Consider the following 18952-nt stretch of genomic DNA (forward strand, 5'->3'; position numbering starts at 1 on the left):
TATTGCTCTAATAAAAAATTTTAGACAGATAAAATAAAACAAAACCACTCATGAAACTCTAGAGTCTCCCTTAGCAATATGAGGAGGAGTTAACATGAAGAAATTATTAAAAGAATTACTTGTAACCAAAAATAATTTGGATGCAGAGAAAGTTTTACGTCTTCCGTCGTATGATGTTGCGCAAGAAGTAAAAAGATTTTCAATTGAAGATCAAATCATATTGCTAAATACGATTCCCGTATTAAAAAGCTCTAAAATGCTTCAATATATGAGTGCAGAAGAAAAATATAATATCTTAATTCACTTATCTGAAAACAAAGCTAAAAAGTTACTAAATTTACAACCGATTGATGAATTAGTAGATTTACTTCTAGCGGTTCATCCTGAAAAACAAGCTAAATTAATGGCGTATCTAGACAAAATTACAAAACATAACGTAAAAAAATTGATGAATTTCAAACCTGAAACGGCAGGAAGTCTTGTCACAAGTGATTTTGTTGCAGTTAGAGGAAATTGGTCAGTAAAAATGACATTGAAGTACATTAGGGAACATTCTGAAAATGTAGAATCAATATCTTATAGTTATGTTCTTGATAGTCATGGTTATCTTGAGGGAATCGTTTCCATACATGAGTTATTACTAGCAGCAGATGAAGAGATATTATCTACTATCATGATGCCAGAGGTAATTTCAGTACATGCTGAAGTTGACCAGCAAGAAGTTGTAAAAAAGCTACTAAATTATAATTTAGCAGCCATACCTGTGATAACAGTAAATAATAAAATGATTGGTATTATAACATTTGATGACGTAATGAATGTTATGGAAGCAGAAGCTACAGAAGATATTCAAAAGTTAGGCGGAAGTGAACCGTTGAATCAATCTTACTTTGAAGCTAGCGTTTGGAGTATTTTCTTCAAACGTCTACCATGGTTATTACTTCTTTTTGTTGCTGAGGCATATACAGGTACAGTATTAAAGTATTTTGAAGACGAAATTGAAACTGTAGTTGCCCTTGCTTTCTTTGTTCCATTATTAGTAGGTACTGGAGGGAATACAGGAACACAGGTTGTAGCAACAATTACTCGTGCAATTGGTATTGGAGAGGTGAAATTTAAAGACATTTTCCGTGTAATGAAAAAGGAATTTGCAATAGGTATGCTTCTTGGACTTGCACTTGGGATAGCTGGGCTCACTCGTGCTTATATGTTAGGAGTTGGAACAGAAGTTGCACAAGTTGTAGCAATTACTTTATTATTTATTGTTATTTGGGCCTCTCTTGTAGCAGCTGTTTTACCTTTGATTCTAAGAAAATTAAAACTAGATCCTGCAGTTGTTTCAGGTCCATTTATTACAACATTTGTTGACGGAACAGGATTAGTAATTTATTTCATGGTTGCAAAAATGTTATTAAATTTATAAATATACACTGAAAAAATGAAATTCGGAATAAGTATTTTGCCCTAATTGCTAAAATATAGCGGGGAATTCAGGCATGAGGAAATCAAACACCTTTGTCTTTATTAAAAAATATTTTAAAAGATTCATTGAATGTAATTAATACCGGAGGATAAAACTATGAAACATCTAAGAAAAATCTTCAAACGAATTTTGCTTCTATTGTCTATTTTCATGCTTATTGGCATAGGAATATTATTTGGTACTAGCTATGGCCGGGAGCTTCGCATAACAATGGCTGGGAGTATACTAACTTCTCAGCATCCACAATATGCGAAGTATACATTCCTATCCCAAAAGGAACTAGATAAATTGCAAGATAGAATTAATCATCCAAAATGGTCAAATAGTGATGAGCATATTTATAAAAAAATAGCAGGAAAAAGATTAGAAGAATTTAAAAATCAGCCATTAGAAATTGATGTAGAAACGATTAAAAGTAACAAAGATAGTCGCTTTCTTTTTGAAGGAAAATTAGTTACTATTAGCAATCCCTTCAATGTTAAACTTGTTAGCCATCAAGGAACACAGGGCGCTAACAGGGGAGAAAAAATTAGCGTAATGGCAAAACGTAATCATGCACTTGTTGCTGTGAATGCAAGTGGATTTGCTGACGAAACAGGAAGGGGTGGAGGAAATGTTGCTACTGGAATTGTGATAGAAAATGGGAAAGCTATTGATACAAATATGGATAGAAATGCCCCTACAATTATTACGGGATTAACAAAGTTTGGTCAAATGATAACAGGAAATTATTCTACCCAACAACTGTTGGATAAACAAGTCGTTTCCGCAGCTGGATTTATGCCACAGTTAATTGTAAATGGAGAAAAAATGATTACAGAAGGAGACGGCGGTTGGGGGTCGGCTCCAAGAAGTATTATGGCCCAAAAAGAAGATGGTACAATTATGTTTCTAGTTATTGACGGTAGACAGACGCATAGTATAGGGGCTACGTTAAAAGAGTGTCAAGATATTCTATATGAAAAAGGCGCTATAAATGCAATGGCAATGGATGGAGGTTCTTCTGCTACGCTATATTTAGGAGGAAAGGTTATAAATTCACCGTCTACATTATCCCATGAAGATCGTTATTTACCGAACGCTTGGGTGGTAACAGCAAACCAAAAACAAAAAATAAAGATGACAATTGATGGGAGAAAAATAGATACCAAAACATCAGATGAATTTGATGCGAACATTTCAACGAATTTATGAATTATTAAAAATAGAACAAATACATGATTTTTATCTCGTTAGTTGGAAAATTAAAATTATTTTTTAAAATTAGAAATTATTATTTCATATTCATGATTTGCACAATATCAAACGAGAGTGATGAGGATTCCAAATTTACGGAATTCTTATCACTCTTTTTTAGTTTTTTGTAAATATGGAACAATATCCTTACTTTCACTGTCTATTAAGCGTTAAAACATTTTTTATTAAATAAATTAAGAAAGGAATTATCATTTTTAACTAAGGGAGAAGATTGAATTGAAAAAATTATGGATGCTGTTTTTCATTTGTTTCGCAGTTATGTTGGTAGGATGTAATAAAAACGAACCGCCAAAACAAGCATTTGAAGAATATATTAATTTATGGAATGATAAAAAGTTTGCAAATATGTATGATCATTTATCAGATCATGCCAAAAAATCGATTTCTAAAAAAGAATTTACAGAAAAATATCAAAAAATATATGAGGGGATTGGAGCTAAGAATTTAAAAGTTAAAATGAAAGGAGAGAATACGAAAGATAAAGAGCTTTTTCTTTTTGAAGTTAAGATGGATACGGATGTAGGACCAGTTTCATTCATCCATGAAGCAAAACTTGTGAAAGATAAAGAGTCTTGGAAAACAGATTGGACACCAGACTTCATCTTCCCAGGTATGAAAAAAGATTACAAAGTACGTATGCAAATAGAGCAAGGAAAACGCGGAGAAATATATGATCGCAATGGAAAAGGGCTTGCAACGAATGGTAAAGCAACTGAGGTTGGAATTATTCCAGAGAAACTAGGCGAAACAGCAGTGCAAACGAAAGAAATAGTAGCACAATTACTTGATATGTCTATAGAAGAGGTCGAACAAAAGCTCACAGCAAAATGGATAAAACCAGACTCCTTTGTACCAATTGGTATTTTAAAAGAGGGAACCAGACAGAATGATTATATTGAATTAGAAGGAGTTTCATCTCGCCCAGTAAATATTCGTACGTATCCATTAGGTGAAGCAGCGGCACACTTAACTGGATATATCGGAAAGGTGAATGCGGAGGAGTTAAAATCACTTCAAAAACAAGGTTATCAAGCAGATGATTTAGTAGGTAAGACCGGTTTAGAGAAAGTGTTAGAAAATAAATTGCGTGGTGAAAAGGGTGGACGCGTATTTATAGAAGATGAGAAGGGGAAAGAGATTAAAAACGTAGCAAAAAAAGAAGCAAAAGAAGGAGAAAATGTTACGTTAACAATTGATGCTGCAATTCAAGAAAAAATCTTTAATGAGATGAAAACTGAAGCAGGGTCTAGTGCAGCGGTCAATCCTAAAACAGGTGAAACAATCGCACTTGTAAGTAGCCCTGCTTATAATCCAAATATAATAGTTAGAGGAGCATCGAAAGCCCAACGAGAAGCATGGAGTAACGACTCGAAACTACCAATGACGAATCGCTTTACACAAGCATTTGTACCAGGTTCCGTATTTAAAACGATCACAGGTGCAATTGGTTTGGAAACAAACACAATAAATCCGAAGGAAGAATTTAAAATTCAAGGATTGAAGTGGACAAAAGATTCATCTTGGGGAAATTACTATGTAACGCGTGTAAAGGATGCAAGTCCAATTGATTTTGATAAGGCAATGAAGTACTCTGATAATATTTATTTTGCTCAACAAGCTTTGAAAATGGGAAAAGATCAGTATGTAAAGGAATTTAAAAAGTACGGATTTCATGAAAAATTACCAATCGAATACGAATTTCCTATTTCAATCATTGCAAAAGATGGGATAAAAAACGATATTCAACTAGCAGACACGGGCTATGGACAAGGACAAGTATTAATGACGCCACTTCATTTAGCATTAACATATGCACCGATTGTGAATGAAGGGAATATTCCGTCGCCATATCTTTTAAAAGAAGCAAAAGTAGCAGGGAATTGGAAAGAAAATGTGGTTTCTAAAAAGAATCAAGAGATATTAAAGAGTGCATTAATCAAAGTCATTAATGACCCTGATGGTGCAGGGAGAATTGCAAAGGTTGATGGTGTAACGCTTGCTGGTAAAACTGGCACAGCAGAACTGAAAGAGTCGAAAGAAGCAGACGGAAAAGAACTGGGATGGTTCGCAGCTTTCGATGCAAATGCGCCAGACATGATTGTTACAATGATGATTGAAGATGTAAAAGGAAGAGGAGGAAGTAACGTTCCAGGTGAAAAAGTAAAACATGTATTTCAGAAATAATACTTAATTATATGGTGAATTTTTTGACTAAATTTATTACATGTTTGCTTAACTCAAAGATATAAATTGGGGAAAATATAGAACAATTAAATTTCAAAAAAGCATTCTTTCTAATCGAGAATGCTTTTTTGCTGCGACTCTAGAAAGTTAATGCCTTATCTTAATTTTCATTTCTGAAAAGTTGGCATTGCTAATGGTAAATAGAAGGAGATAGCAAATTGAAATGGACAAGTGGAGTGCTACATTAAATTCAAAAAAACAGATTGTTGTGAGTGGATTTTTATCATTGTATGCTTTACTTGTTTTTTAGTAGTATTATTCTGCCTGAAAAAGATAAACAATGGAACAAATGAAACTTGTATCTTGTCTATATATTGAAACCATAATAAAAAAGTGAGGGCAGTCTTATGTTTATTCAAATAAGTTTGAGGTGTGGAAATGGAACAGACGTTTATTGAAAAGTGTAATCATGATGAGCTGGACTATGTTATAAAAGATTATTGGCAAGATGTATGGAATTATTCATTTATTATTACGAAAGATCCACACTTATCAGATGATATCACGCAAGATGTATTTATAAAGGTGTTTAAAAATTGGAATTCATTTCGAAAGGAGTCATCTATTAAAACGTGGATATTAAAAATCACAAGAAATACGGCAATAAACTATTTGAAATCCTCTTATTTTAAAAGGATATCTTTAATAGGATTTTTTAGTGACGATAAGCAATCCCTGTCAGCAGAACAAGAATTTTTTAAGCAAGAAGAAATGAATGATGTGTGGAAGGTTGTATTAGAACTACCTAAAAAGCACCGTGAAATAATTATATTGGACGCAAAATATGAATTATCTTATGAAGAAATGGCTGAAACATTAGGAGTATCCATTGGAACTGTAAAATCGAGATTAAGTAGAGCGAGAAGTAAGGTTTCAAAATTAATAGGGGAGGGTAGTAGTGATGAACAATAAACAAAATCCTGACTGGTATAGAAAAATAAAAAAAGGGCCAATGGAGAATCGTAAAGATGAAGAAGAATTTATTTCTAAAATAAAGCAGTCTATATATGAAAATAATGAAGTGGATTTTGTAAAACATAAAAGACCATTTCGTAAAAAAGCATTACCTATTGTAGTTGTTTTGGTTTGTACAATGTTATTTTTCATTGTTCAACAACCTTGGCTTGATGATAATAAATCACCAGTACAAAGTAGTACTCAAATTAAGCCTAAAACAAAAGATGAGTCTGCTCAAGATCCATCATTAAAACAATTTATGAATGAACTATATCAAAGTACGAACTCAAAAAATGAAAATGACTTGTACAAAGCGTTAAATGATGAAGTTCTATTTAAAGGGAAGAGTTATAAGAAGGATGAACTGAAGTTTGATGAAGATATTTTTCATGAGTTGCAAGTCGCTCTTACAATGGGGGGAGAGTTTGCAAATGATACAAAAAAAGTATACAAAGTACCAAGTGGATTGACAGAAAGTAACCAACCAAAGCAAGCGCATTTTATATATGCAACGGTTACTGGAAATAAAACGAAAATTTTAGCTGAACCAAAACGAGAATCACAAGTGTTATATGAAGTATCTAATGAAATGGTAAAAGCTTGGATTCCAGAAAAAGTGCAAAATGATGGATATATAAAAATATCGACAATTAATGGCAATACTGGATACGTACAAAAAGAGTATGTTTTAACTGATATTAAGTATTCATTTATGTTCGAAAAAAATGATAATGGTGAATGGAAAATAATAAATATAGATTCTATTTGGTAAAAGAGGAAGGTTCACTTTAATGAACCTTCCTCTTTGTTTTTATTCTCTTTTTGAAGTGTATGCCAAGACTCTAAAATTTCTGATGTAACGAGAGCAGCGATGTTTTTTTCTGAATTACTACCAGGAATAACGACAGAAACGGCAATTTGTGGATCTTCGGTAGGAGCATATGCAATGAAAAGAGAATGATTTATCATTCTTTCTTGCTCATTCGGAAAACCTGTAATACCTGTTTTACCTGCGACGTCAAAGGGCAACTTTTTAATTTCCTCTATATTTTGACTCATTCCACCTTGCACGACACTCCAAAAGTTCATCGGGTAACGATTTGAACTTTCTAAAATTGGTTTAAACTTTTTTGTTTCCTTACCGTCCGGACTAATAATTGCACTTACAGTTTGAGGTTTATATTTATCACCTTTACTTGCCAAAGTTGCTGCATATTGAGCGAGTTGAAGAGGGGTATGCACTTCATTTCCTCCCCAAGAGGCGTTTAATAAAGCGGAGATTCCATTTTCAAACTTATTAGATGGATGGAATTCATATTGTCCGTCTTCTTCAAAGGGTAAATCAATCCCGGTTTTAGAACGTAGGCCGAATTGCATTAAATAATCTGTCCATATATGTGCCACTTTTTCTATATTCCCATTATTTTGGTTGAATAGGGGCAGAGCTACTTTTGCTGTCATAAATGTGTTAGATGAATTAATGATAGCCTGCCTCGGTGTAATCTCCCCTGTTGGTGTTCCAGGCGCATTCGTAATGTTATTTTGATTATCATACTGAAAAGTACCTTTATCTAAATAAGTATCTTCGGGTTGGAAAAGCTTTTCATTTAATCCAATTAAAATAGTAAGTGGTTTTATAGTAGAAGCCATATTTACATAAGATTCACCATACTTTAATTTTTGAATTGCTTTATTTTGCGAAAGAGATTTAATGTTTTCTTTTCTAGAAGATACATGTGTATTTAATATATTTGGATCAAAAACTACCGAGTTGGCCATAGTTAAAATTGCGCCAGTTTTCGCATCGCTCACTACAGCATAACCAGCTTTAGCATCAGGTGTTTTCTTAATTTGAGATTTTAATGCTTCTTCTGCCTTTTGCTGCAACTCAAAGTCTAAAGCTAGCCGTACATCTTTTCCTTTTTGTACTTTTTGAATGTTCCATAAGAACTTTTTATTATTCAATTTAAAAATAAGAGTTTTACCTGGTTTTCCTTTTAAATCATTTTCATATTGCAGCTCAATCCCGCTTTTTCCAACAGCCATATGCTTTGAATTAAGGTCATTTTCTACATACCCAATTACTTGTGAACCAATTTCATGTTTAGGATAATACCGAATCCATTCATCTTTAATTATTACATTATTGGGTTTGTTTTTGTTTATGAATGCAAGTTCATTCTCAGTTATATCAGAGTATAACGGTATATCATTCATAGTCTGTTTTTTACAAGATTGTTGTAATTGAGATTTTATGTTCTCTGTAGAAATATCATGTTGAAACTCGCTTGAAAATTGATTAAAAAAAGCTAATGTGTTTGATGTATCTTGTTTCGATAACTTTTCATCATTAGAAGTGCAATATAGAGACTTAACTTTCTTATTTGTAGCTAGTATTACACCATTTTGATCAAAAATCTTTCCTCTTTCAGCTGAAGAAGTTGCGATAGTAATTGAAATGAAGTTGATTTTTAATAAAATTAGTAAAATCAAACCTACAATAGAAAGAACCGCAAAAAATCTCCATCTTTTTGTATGTAACATATAACCCTCCCTTATGTAGCCTATTTCATCTTATATTTAATTATTTTTTTTGTAAATGTGGAACAACTTTATTGTTTAGGTTGTCTATTAAGTATTAAAGCATGAAGAAAGGAATAATTAGCATGAAAATTTACTAGCAAGTCTATATGTAAGTTTAATAAGAGTCATTATACAGTTTAGCACTTCTAATGCAAGCGGCAAAAAAATAGAGAGAAAACAAGAAGGGAGAGTTATTAATGCCGTAGCTAAACGAAAAGGAATGGTTGCTTACAAGGATTAAGCAAAAAATTGAGGCGATATTTATAACCGATTATCGGTATCTAATATATAAGGAATGCTTTTAGTATTTGTAGCAATTCCTGAAAGAATTAAATGGAGGATTTATGAAAGAACAAAAAGGCAACAAGCAGAAGACATATATATCTATTCGATTAAATATAATGTTCCTTTGCATATTTGTACTATTCTCAGCTATTATTATGCAGCTAGGAAAGGTACAAATCGTTGAGGGAGAGGCTTATAAGAACCAAGTGGAAAGTAGTCAAAATGCAATAACTAGTATTCCAGTTCCACGTGGACAAATTTTAGATCGAGAAGGGAAAACAGTTGTTAATAATAAATCTCTTCGCACAATTACGTATACAAGGGTGAAGGGAATTACGAGTGAAGATATTTTAAAAACAGCAAAAGACTTGGCGAAATTACTTGAAATGCCTGAACAAGATATAAATAAATTAACAGCTATCGATAAAAAAGATTTTTGGATGCAGTTGAATTCGAAACGTGCGGAGACAAAGATTACTAAGAAAGATATAGAAAAGTTTAAAGAAAAGGGTATAGAGGGAAAAGAGTTAGATAAAAAAATAGAAGACTTAAGACGAGGTCGTGTTACAGAGGTAGAATTAGCAGAATTAACAGCACAAGATTTAAAGGTGTTAGCTATTAAAAGTAAAATGAGTTCAGGTTATCAACTAACACCACAAATCATTAAAAAAGATGTAACAGATGAAGAGTATGCGCGGATAAGCGAAAATCTTGCGAATTTTCCAGGAGTAGATGCAACTGTTGATTGGGAACGTAATTATGTAAACGGTAATTTATTTCGTTCTGTATTAGGAAATATTACGAGTAGTGAAGAAGGATTACCGAAAGAAAATTTAGATTCTTATTTAGTACGTGGATATAACCGTAATGATCGTGTTGGAAAAAGTTATATTGAACAACGATATGAAGATGTATTACACGGCACAAAAGAAGAAGTGAAAAATATTACTGATAAATCAGGAAACATTGTTAGCACAGAAATAATCTCTAAAGGAAAAAGTGGTAATAGTTTAACATTAACGATTGATATGGAATTACAAAAGAAAGTGGAAGAAAGTATAGAGAAAAACTTGAGAGCTTTTAAGAGTTCAGAGCCACTGCTCGATCGAGCTTTTGTTGTCATGACGAATCCAAATAACGGACAAATTTTATCAATGGCAGGCAAAAAGATTGTAGAAAAAGAAGGGAAAATAGAAGTTGAGGATTTGGCATTAGGAAACATGACAACTTCGTATGAGCTAGGGTCAGCTGTAAAAGGTGCTACTTTATTAACTGGATATGAGACAGGTGCAATACATCCAGGAGATCAATTTTATGACGCGCCGATGAAATTTAAAGGTACACAAGCTAAGAAATCGTGGAATGTATCCGGATTTGGTAATATTAATGATTTACGGGCTTTACAAGTATCTTCGAATGTATACATGTTCCAGACAGCTTTAAAAATTGCGGGAGTTAATTACGTACCAAATGGCTCATTGGATATTAAACAAGGAGCATTTGATACGATGCGCTATTATTTCAAGCAATTTGGTTTAGGTGTCCCAACAGGTATTGATTTACCGAATGAAATAATTGGACAAACGAGAAAAGTAGATAGTCAACCTGGGTTTTTACTAGATTTTTCTATCGGTCAGTATGATACGTATACGCCGTTGCAATTAGCGCAATATATTTCAACGATTGCGAATGGTGGTTATAGAATGCAACCTCAAATTGTACAAGAAATACGAGAACAATCAATAAAAGAAGAGGTTGGCAAAGTTATACGTTCCATAGAGCCTGTCGTATTAAATCGAATTGATATGAAGAAAGAACATATTGATCGGATAAAAGAAGGGTTTAGATGGGTATTCCAAGAAGGTGATGGAACTGGCGTGAAATATTTCAAAAACGCGCCATATAAACCAGCAGGAAAGACAGGAACAGCCCAAACTGTATATGGTGGAGATGACCCGATTGGTAGAAATGCAAAAGGAGAACGTATGGAATGTTACAACTTAACGTTAGTTGGATATGCTCCATATGATAATCCAGAAGTAGCATTTTCCGTAGTAGTTCCATGGCTTCACGATGATAAAAATGGAATTAATTCTATAATCGGAAAGGAAGTATTAGATGTATACTTTGATTTAAAACAGCAACGTATACATGGTGAAGCTACTAGTACAGGTAGTTCTAAGCAAAATTAGAGTACTTTTCTCAGGGAAAGAACCTGTTCATATAAAGCCATTTATAAGTAAAAAAATGAAATATGAAATAGGAGATAGAGGCGTCGTAGCTACTATCTCTTATTTTGTTAATAACTCTCATACTAGCTATAATTTTTTTAGTTTATGGAACAAATTTGGTTCGGTGATTGTCTATTATGTGTACGTATAAAAAGGTGCTAAAAATTTGGAAGGAATGATGATTTTGAAAAATAAGAGGATGCTAAAAATAGGAATATGCGTTGGTATATTAGGTTTAAGTATTACAAGCCTAGAAGCTTTTACAGGAGGGGCACTGCAAGTTGAAGCGAAAGAAAAGACTGGACAAGTGAAACATAAAAATCAGGCGACGCATAAAGAGTTCTCTCAACTTGAGAAAAAATTTGATGCTCGAGTAGGTGTATATGCGATTGATACTGGTACAAATCAAACAATTTCTTATCGATCTAACGAAAGATTTGCCTTCGCATCAACCTACAAGGCTTTAGCAGCAGGAGTATTACTACAGCAAAACTCAATTGATACATTAAATGAAGTAATCACATTTACGAAAGAAGACTTAGTGGATTATTCACCTGTTACAGAGAAACATGTAGATACTGGAATGAAACTAGGAGAAATTGCTGAGGCTGCTGTTCGTTCAAGTGATAATACTGCAGGGAACATTTTATTTAATAAAATAGGCGGACCTAAAGGATATGAAAAAGCGCTTAGAAAGATGGGGGATCGGGTTACTATGTCTGATCGCTTTGAAACAGAATTAAACGAAGCTATTCCAGGAGACATTCGTGACACTAGTACAGCGAAAGCAATTGCTACGAATCTTAAAGCTTTTACGGTCGGAAATGCACTTCCAGCTGAAAAACGTAAAATTCTTACAGAGTGGATGAAAGGAAATGCTACAGGGGACAAACTTATTCGTGCAGGCGTACCAACTGACTGGGTAGTTGGAGATAAATCAGGTGCTGGCAGTTACGGAACAAGAAATGATATTGCTATCGTTTGGCCTCCGAATAGAGCACCAATTATCATCGCAATTTTATCTAGTAAAGATGAGAAAGAGGCTAGCTATGATAATCAACTCATTGCAGAGGCAACGGAAGTTATAGTTAAGGCTCTTAAGTAATAATCTTTCAATTCTTTATGTAATATAATTAAAAATAAGAACTTGGAAAGCGATTCTTTTTAATGTGAAAAGAATCGCTTTTTTATAAGCATGTAAACTATTTATACCTATGTATTATAAAGATATAATTAATGTAGAAAAGAGGGTGAATAGTTATGGAGAATGACAATCAAGTCTTTTGGAGAACAGATTGTCTTGTTTTGAGAAGGTTTAGTATGGATGACACTAACTACTTTCATTTTTATCGTTCTAATCCAGAAGTGGCTAAATTTCAGTCATGGGTTAATTATCAATATCATGAGGCTAAAACGTTTGTAAATGAACAAGTTAAAAATAATCCTAATCTACCAGGTACTTGGTTCCAGTTCGCAATTGCTTTGGCTGAAAATAACAAAATAATTGGAGATTGTGCACGTCACACACTTGTAAATGAACCTCGCATCGTAGAAATTGGATTTACTCTTTCTCCAGAATATCAGGGGAAAGGCTATGCAACTGAAGCTGTTTGTGCCTTACTGAATTACATATTTCATTCATTACGGAAACATAAAGTGATTGCATTTTCGGACGTTCGAAATAATAAGTCTATTTCTGTACTAGAACGAGTGGGGTTGAGGAGAGAAGGTCATTTATTACAGAATTACATGCTAAAAGGGCAGTGGATTGATGAATATCAATATTCAATATTGAAGTCTGAATGGAATGACGCTACATAATTTTAAAATTTAGAAACAATGAAGGAACTTATTCATGAAATTGATGAAAATGCCTTTGTCACTGTATATGATGTTGCGGAAGTACAAGGCGGAAACTTTAAAAAGCATGATATTCATTAAGGGTATTAACTAAGTTAAATGTTTTATACATAGTTGATTATTGAAAAAGATAAAAAACTCACCACATATAGAGAGACAACTGGTATGTACTATGATGTACAACGGCAAGATACATAGAACTAAAACTAAGATATTCATACGAACTCAAAAAGCTGAAATTCCTTAACTTGGGAATTTCGGCTTTAATGTTATATGATAGAGTTACGATTAGAACAGAACCGGGCATGTTTACTTCAACAGAGTGATATAAGTTCTTCAGTTCCTAAAATTAGAAACTTGTACTTGATTATCGTAGTTAAATCGATTTCACTTTAAAAGAGAACCGTTAGATAAAAAGAATAATCTATTGAAATGTTTTTGAGAATTGTAGTATTGATGAAGATTTTAGGAGGGAATATGAGCAAGAAGATTAAAAGAAGTATATTACTTATTGCTACATTAGTAGGTTGTAGTATCTTTTTATATTTACAGAACAATTTAATAAGTATAACTGAGGTTAAAATAACCTCTAGTAAAATACCATCCTCTTTTAAAGGGTATAAAATTCTACAAATTTCAGACTTACACAATGAAAAATTTGGCGATAATCAAGATGTGTTAATTCAAAAAATAAAAAGTATAGACCCAGATATTATTGCGATTACGGGTGATTTAATTGACAGTAAATCATACGATGCAGAAGTTAGTATGCAATTAATACGAGAAATTGTAAAGAAATATCCTGTATATTTTGTGACAGGAAACCATGAACAATGGTCTGGAAAGTATAACAATTTAGAAAAAGAGTTGAAGAAATATGATGTCAATGTTTTAAGGAATGAACATGTAGGCATTCGAAAGGGTGAGCAAGAAATAAACTTGCTCGGTATTGATGATCCAGAGTTTGTTACTGGAAACCGTGATGAAGGAAATATTATAATAGATGAAATTAAAAAAGCGAAAATTGAAATGCAGCCAGATAAATATAATGTATTATTATCCCATCGGCCTGAATTTATAAAGGAATATACGAATGAGAGGTTGGATTTGGTTTTATCGGGACATGCTCATGGAGGGCAAGTTAGATTGCCATTTATCGGAGGATTAGTTGCGCCAAATCAAGGTGTTTTACCTAAATATACAGCGGGTTTATATGTAGAACAAAATACATCAATGGTAGTGAGTAGAGGATTAGGAAATAGTATCATTCCGCAAAGGATTTTGAATAGGCCAGAAATTGTAGTCGTACAGCTAAATTAAGCTGTACGATTTTTTTATACAAAAATGAGTAAAGGGGCTTTCTGTATTTTGCAGGAGTAAACATTACAATTTTGTTAAAAATTTTCTACGTTACATAAAGTAACAAAATTTGACCCTCAGTGTTTGTTATAGTGTAAATAATCAAAAAACTTAAAATTTGTCGAGTGAAAATTGTGATAAGTAATTCATATAAAAAACTTAAAGGGGTGTACACATGCATAAAGAATATGAAATTGAAGAATACACGGCGATTGAGGAACAAATCCATTATTATTGTAAATGTTTATTAGTAAGTCATCCTGATCAAATAATAAAGTATTTAGAAAAAAGGTTAGAAAAATATGCAGAAACATTACAATATGCACATTTATATCCTGACACAGTTATTTTACCGTTACAGCAATTAGTTATCGAATATTCTTTAGACGTTGCTAGAATTCGGAAGTATATGAATTTAAAAACGTAAAGTGAAATTTATAGTTTAAATGAAACAGAGTCGACTTTAGGAAATGAAATTCTAATGTCGACTCTGTTTCATTTTTTAATATCGGTGATTGAACATACATACTAATCAACGAAGTTTGACATATAATTAAGCAAGAGTAAAATAAAAGTGAGTACTCACTCATTTTTATTGGAAAAGGAGGATGAAACGTGCAACAACCTTCAATTATTTTACGGACTGTATCAAAAAGTTTTGGAAAAAAAGAAGTGTTACACAATCTTTCATTGCAAGTTGAAAAAGCAGAGATTTTTGGTTTTGTTGGACCTTCTGGATCGGGGAAAACAACGCTCATTAAAATGATTGCAGGTATTAATGAGGCAACGAAAGGTGAAGTACTTGTTAATAATACTAATATGCCTAATTTAAATGAAATGAAACGAATTGGTTATATGGCCCAGGCGGATGCATTATATGAAGAATTGTCAGCATATGAAAATGCAGATTTTATAGCAACGATGTATGGATTAAAGGGAAAAAGTAAAAAGACAAGAATTGCAGAGGTTTTTGAACTTGTACAATTGTCACAGTATATGAAAAAGCAAGTACAACAATTTTCAGGTGGAATGAAAAAACGCTTATCATTAGCAATAGCACTCCTCCATGAACCAGAAATATTAATTTTAGATGAGCCTACAGTGGGGATAGATCCGCTTCTTAGGAAAACGATTTGGGAAAAATTTTATGATCTTAAAAAGAAAGGCACAACGATTATTGTAACGACGCACATTATGGATGAAGCTGAATTTTGTGAGCGTCTAGGATTAATTAGAGAAGGGAAACTAGTTGCGGTTGGAACAACTGAAGAATTGAAAAAACGCGTGTCATCTGGACGGATTGAAGATGTCTTTTTGTTGGAAGAGGTGGTGTCATCATGAGAGTTACTGGTGTAATCATTCGTATTATTCGCCAATTTTTTCGAGATAAGCGTTCGTTAGCGATGATGTTTGGGGCACCAATGTTATTACTTTGGCTATTATCGCTAGTGTTTACACAAAAAGACTATATACCGCAAATTGCTGTTGTTGATATGCCCGCTCAAATAGTAAAAGTGATGAGAAATCAAGAAGCGTCAATTTATGAATACAGTAAAGAAAACGCGATTTCTGAGTTAGAAAAACAAAAGGTAGATGCAATACTTCGAATAGAGAATGGAAAAATGAAACTTCTGTTGGAAGGTAGTGATTCGTCAAAAAATCGTGCTGTACTTCAAGTATTGCAAAAAAGCACAGAGAAGAATGATGTATCGATTATGAAACCTGAAGTAAATTTTTTACATGGCTCTAAAGACTTTACGATGTTTGATGGGCTTGGTCCTGTATTAATTGGTTTCTTTACATTTTTCTTTGTATTTATATTATCAGGTGTATCCTTCGTAAGAGAACGTTTAAGTGGTACGCTAGAAAGGTTATTATCCACCCCAATAAGAAGATGGGAAATAGTCGCAGGTTATATTATTGGTTTTGGAATCTTTGCCTTTATACAATCCATTATTATCGTAAGTTTTTCCGTTTATATTTTAGATTTATACGTAGCTGGCTCTATATGGCTAACGCTACTTATTACATGTATGCTCTCTTTAACTGCACTAACATTAGGTACGTTTTTATCGGCATACGCAAATAATGAATTTCAAATGATTCAATTTATACCGCTTGTTATTGTGCCACAAATCTTCTTTTCTGGATTGTTTCCAATGGAATCTATGAACAAGTGGCTACAAATGTTAGGGAAAGTATTTCCACTCACATACGGCGCTGACGCAATGAGACAAGTGATGATTCGGAATCAAGGGTTTACAGAGATTGCATTAGATCTTACTGTATTATTACTTTTTTCAATATTATTTGCAGTAGGAAATGTATTTGCTTTAAAGAAACATCGCAAAATATAATAATGACAAAAAGGAGCTTTATAAATGCAGAAGGATTGGCTGGAGGAATTAATAGCTGCAACTAATACGGATAAAAGAAATGAACGTCAAATGCGAATATTAGAGGCGGCTGTTGATATGTTTGGAAAAAAAGGATACGCTTCAACTTCAACAAGTGAAATTGCAAAACGGGCTGGTGTAGCGGAAGGAACAATCTTCCGCTACTATAAGACGAAAAAAGATTTATTACTAGCGGTCGTAATGCCAACTTTAACTAAGTTCGCTGCACCATTTTTCGTACAAACCTTTGCAAAAGAAATATTTAAATCGGAGTATGAATCATATGAAAGACTTTTAAGGGTTGTAATTCATAATAGGTTTAAATTTGCTCAAAAACACTTTCCTATGATAAAAATATTAATTCAAGAGGTGCCATTCCAACCAGAACTGAAAAATGAAATACAGCAATTAGTAGAAACAGAACTGTTTTCACATTTCAAAAAGTTGATTGTGAAATTTCAAGAAGAAGGGGAAATTATTGAGATACCACCATCTTCCGTACTACGTCTTACTTTATCAGCTGTATTAGGTTTATTATTAACACGATTTTTATTATTGCCTGAAGAAAAATGGAATGATGAAGCGGAAATTGAAAATACGATTCAATTTATATTGTATGGATTAACTCCACGATTTTAATCGTTGAAGTGTGAATTACATACATTACTTTTAAGTAAAAATAAATCGCCTTTAAAAAGGCGATTTATTTTCATTATATATTTTTGATAAATAAGTGCTTGTTTACTAAAAACATTCTAAATCAGCGTGTTTCTTTGTCTCTTCTTCTAAGACCTAATAATCCTGCTAGTCCTAATAAACCAAGCCAAGCCCAATTATTATTTTTATCACGATTATCATTTAAATCATTTGTTGTATTTACATTTCGAGTTCTTACATCATTATTAACTCTGTCTAAGTTATTGTCATTTACTCGAGTTGAAATATCAGTGTTATTAACTCTATTCATATTATTTCCATCGTATTCAGCATGCGTAGATGTACCTAAAAACATAATAGATAGTGTTAAAACACTCAAAATAGATGATAATTTCTTTTTCATAACAATCCCTCCTTTCTTAATCATTAATTTCTCCGAAGCATGTGTGTATTATTCATTTCACAATATCTAAACCCTCATTAATAGGGCGCACATTTATAGAAAATAGAGTTGAATGATTGTTAATGTATCATTGGATTTATATTTCTCATAAAAATAACTGAATCAAACTTTGCTTAAAATGTTAATCTTAGTACAATTTATATTATACGGACTAGTAATAAGGAGGTAATAAGATGCGACAATTTGCAAAACCTACAATCGTCGTAAGTAAATGTTTAGAATTTGATGCTTGTCGTTATAATGGAGAGATGATTCCAGATGTAACAATACGAAATTTGCAGCCATTTGTTACATTTATCCCTGTTTGTCCAGAAGTCGAGATTGGATTGGGGACTCCTCGTGAAACGATACGAATTGTAGAAGAAAATGGTGAGAATAGACTTGTGCAACCGTCGACACGAGAAGATGTAACTGAAAAAATGGAGCAGTTTTCAAATGACTTTTTACAAACGATATCGGATGTGGATGGTTTTATTTTAAAGAATCGTTCACCAAGTTGTGGTACGCGTGATGTGAAAATTTATTCTGGTTTTGAAAAAGCGCCAGCAAAGGGAAAAGGAGCTGGCTTATTTGGCGGAGCAGTAGTAAAAAATTTTTCGTATCTTCCTATTGAAGAGGAAGGTAGATTGTCGAATTTTATTATTAGAGAGCATTTCTTTACAAGGCTATTTACAATCGCATATTACAAAATGATTAAACACAATAAAAATATGAAAGAACTTGTATCGTTTCAGTCGGATAATAAATATTTATTTATGGCATATAATCAGGTGAAACAAAAGGAATTAGGTCGTATAATTGCAAATCAAAAAAATGAAAAGATTGAAGTGGTATTTGAAAACTATGAGAAGACTTTATATGAATTATTTATGCGTGCGCCCCGTTATACATCGAATGTAAATGTATGCGAGCACATTTTTGGATATTTTAAAACAAAGTTAAAAAAACAAGAAAAAGATCATTTTATAGAACTGTTACAAAAGTATGCAGAAAAGAAAATACCACTTAGTAGTTTACTTACAATTTTAAAATCATGGGCTATTCGATTTGATGAAAAGTATTTATTAAGACAAACATATTTCGAACCATATCCTGAAGCATTAGTAGAAATTTCTGATTCCGGAAAAGGTAGAGATTATTAAACAATAAATTACATAATTCGACACAAAACCTCCTA

16 protein-coding genes and 1 pseudogene are annotated in these 18952 nt (G+C 32.8%); 15 read left to right on the top strand and 2 right to left on the bottom strand.

Going from position 1 to position 18952, the window contains the following annotated elements:
* The first annotated feature begins 94 nt into the window (after window positions 1-94).
* From mgtE to AC1Q8M_RS08585, 5 genes are all read left to right on the top strand, one after another.
* Window positions 95-1423, top strand: coding sequence for a magnesium transporter (gene mgtE, locus AC1Q8M_RS08565; protein WP_098855375.1), 1329 nt, complete (start codon window positions 95-97; stop codon window positions 1421-1423).
* Between the two features lie 156 nt (window positions 1424-1579).
* Window positions 1580-2677, top strand: a complete 1098-nt coding sequence (locus AC1Q8M_RS08570; protein WP_000681834.1) for a phosphodiester glycosidase family protein — start codon at window positions 1580-1582, stop codon at window positions 2675-2677.
* A 279-nt stretch (window positions 2678-2956) separates the two neighbouring features.
* A complete protein-coding gene (locus tag AC1Q8M_RS08575; protein ID WP_098662304.1) occupies window positions 2957-4924 on the top strand; it encodes a penicillin-binding transpeptidase domain-containing protein in 1968 nt (655 codons plus the stop codon).
* 438 nt (window positions 4925-5362) lie between these two features.
* Window positions 5363-5896, top strand: a complete 534-nt coding sequence (locus tag AC1Q8M_RS08580; protein WP_000438327.1) for an RNA polymerase sigma factor — start codon at window positions 5363-5365, stop codon at window positions 5894-5896.
* Window positions 5886-6713 carry an SH3 domain-containing protein gene (locus AC1Q8M_RS08585; protein WP_001060761.1) on the top strand — a complete coding sequence of 276 codons (828 nt, stop codon included), beginning with the start codon at window positions 5886-5888 and terminating at the stop codon, window positions 6711-6713. Before AC1Q8M_RS08580 ends, AC1Q8M_RS08585 begins: the two co-directional genes overlap by 11 nt.
* Window positions 6714-6724: 11 nt before the next feature.
* On the opposite strand, the gene AC1Q8M_RS08590 is transcribed toward AC1Q8M_RS08585, so the two are convergent.
* Window positions 6725-8485, bottom strand: a complete 1761-nt coding sequence (locus tag AC1Q8M_RS08590) for a peptidoglycan D,D-transpeptidase FtsI family protein (RefSeq protein WP_098855374.1) — start codon at window positions 8483-8485, stop codon at window positions 6725-6727.
* Window positions 8486-8868: 383 nt separating this feature from the next.
* On the opposite strand from AC1Q8M_RS08590, the gene AC1Q8M_RS08595 reads away from it, so the two are divergent.
* The 9 genes and pseudogenes from AC1Q8M_RS08595 to AC1Q8M_RS08635 all read left to right on the top strand — a co-directional run bounded on the left by AC1Q8M_RS08595 (window position 8869) and on the right by AC1Q8M_RS08635 (window position 17294).
* Entirely contained in the window at window positions 8869-11001 is a 2133-nt protein-coding gene (locus AC1Q8M_RS08595) for a peptidoglycan D,D-transpeptidase FtsI family protein (RefSeq protein WP_098855373.1), read from the top strand.
* Window positions 11002-11218: 217 nt separating this feature from the next.
* A complete protein-coding gene (gene bla / locus AC1Q8M_RS08600) occupies window positions 11219-12145 on the top strand; it encodes a class A beta-lactamase Bla1 (protein WP_002152885.1) in 927 nt (308 codons plus the stop codon).
* A 155-nt stretch (window positions 12146-12300) separates the two neighbouring features.
* Window positions 12301-12861 (top strand): GNAT family N-acetyltransferase, encoded by a 561-nt coding sequence (locus AC1Q8M_RS08605; RefSeq protein WP_098855372.1) that lies wholly within the window; start codon window positions 12301-12303, stop codon window positions 12859-12861.
* Between the two features lie 18 nt (window positions 12862-12879).
* Window positions 12880-12981, top strand: a pseudogene (locus AC1Q8M_RS08610) (DUF2179 domain-containing protein); the annotation flags it as partial.
* A 396-nt stretch (window positions 12982-13377) separates the two neighbouring features.
* Window positions 13378-14220: a metallophosphoesterase gene (locus AC1Q8M_RS08615; protein ID WP_098662224.1), complete on the top strand. Its 843-nt coding sequence runs from the start codon at window positions 13378-13380 to the stop codon at window positions 14218-14220.
* Between the two features lie 214 nt (window positions 14221-14434).
* Complete coding sequence (locus AC1Q8M_RS08620; protein WP_000548621.1) at window positions 14435-14686, top strand: hypothetical protein; 252 nt, start codon at window positions 14435-14437, stop codon at window positions 14684-14686.
* A 188-nt stretch (window positions 14687-14874) separates the two neighbouring features.
* Entirely contained in the window at window positions 14875-15600 is a 726-nt protein-coding gene (locus AC1Q8M_RS08625) for an ABC transporter ATP-binding protein (protein WP_001187075.1), read from the top strand.
* The gene (locus AC1Q8M_RS08630; RefSeq protein WP_097997831.1) at window positions 15597-16616 is read left to right on the top strand and encodes an ABC transporter permease; all 1020 of its coding nucleotides are present in this window, start codon (window positions 15597-15599) and stop codon (window positions 16614-16616) included. The genes AC1Q8M_RS08625 and AC1Q8M_RS08630 overlap by 4 nt, the downstream gene beginning before the upstream one ends.
* 24 nt (window positions 16617-16640) lie before the next feature.
* Complete coding sequence (locus AC1Q8M_RS08635; protein ID WP_098662225.1) at window positions 16641-17294, top strand: TetR/AcrR family transcriptional regulator; 654 nt, start codon at window positions 16641-16643, stop codon at window positions 17292-17294.
* Window positions 17295-17415: 121 nt separating this feature from the next.
* On the opposite strand, the gene AC1Q8M_RS08640 is transcribed toward AC1Q8M_RS08635, so the two are convergent.
* Window positions 17416-17715 (bottom strand): WGxxGxxG family protein, encoded by a 300-nt coding sequence (locus tag AC1Q8M_RS08640; RefSeq protein WP_098662226.1) that lies wholly within the window; start codon window positions 17713-17715, stop codon window positions 17416-17418.
* A gap of 233 nt (window positions 17716-17948) precedes the next feature.
* On the opposite strand from AC1Q8M_RS08640, the gene AC1Q8M_RS08645 reads away from it, so the two are divergent.
* Window positions 17949-18917: a YbgA family protein gene (locus tag AC1Q8M_RS08645; RefSeq protein ID WP_001248644.1), complete on the top strand. Its 969-nt coding sequence runs from the start codon at window positions 17949-17951 to the stop codon at window positions 18915-18917.
* Window positions 18918-18952 lie beyond the last annotated feature (35 nt).

The organism is Bacillus sp. GW823-FHT06A10, assembly GCF_058795375.1.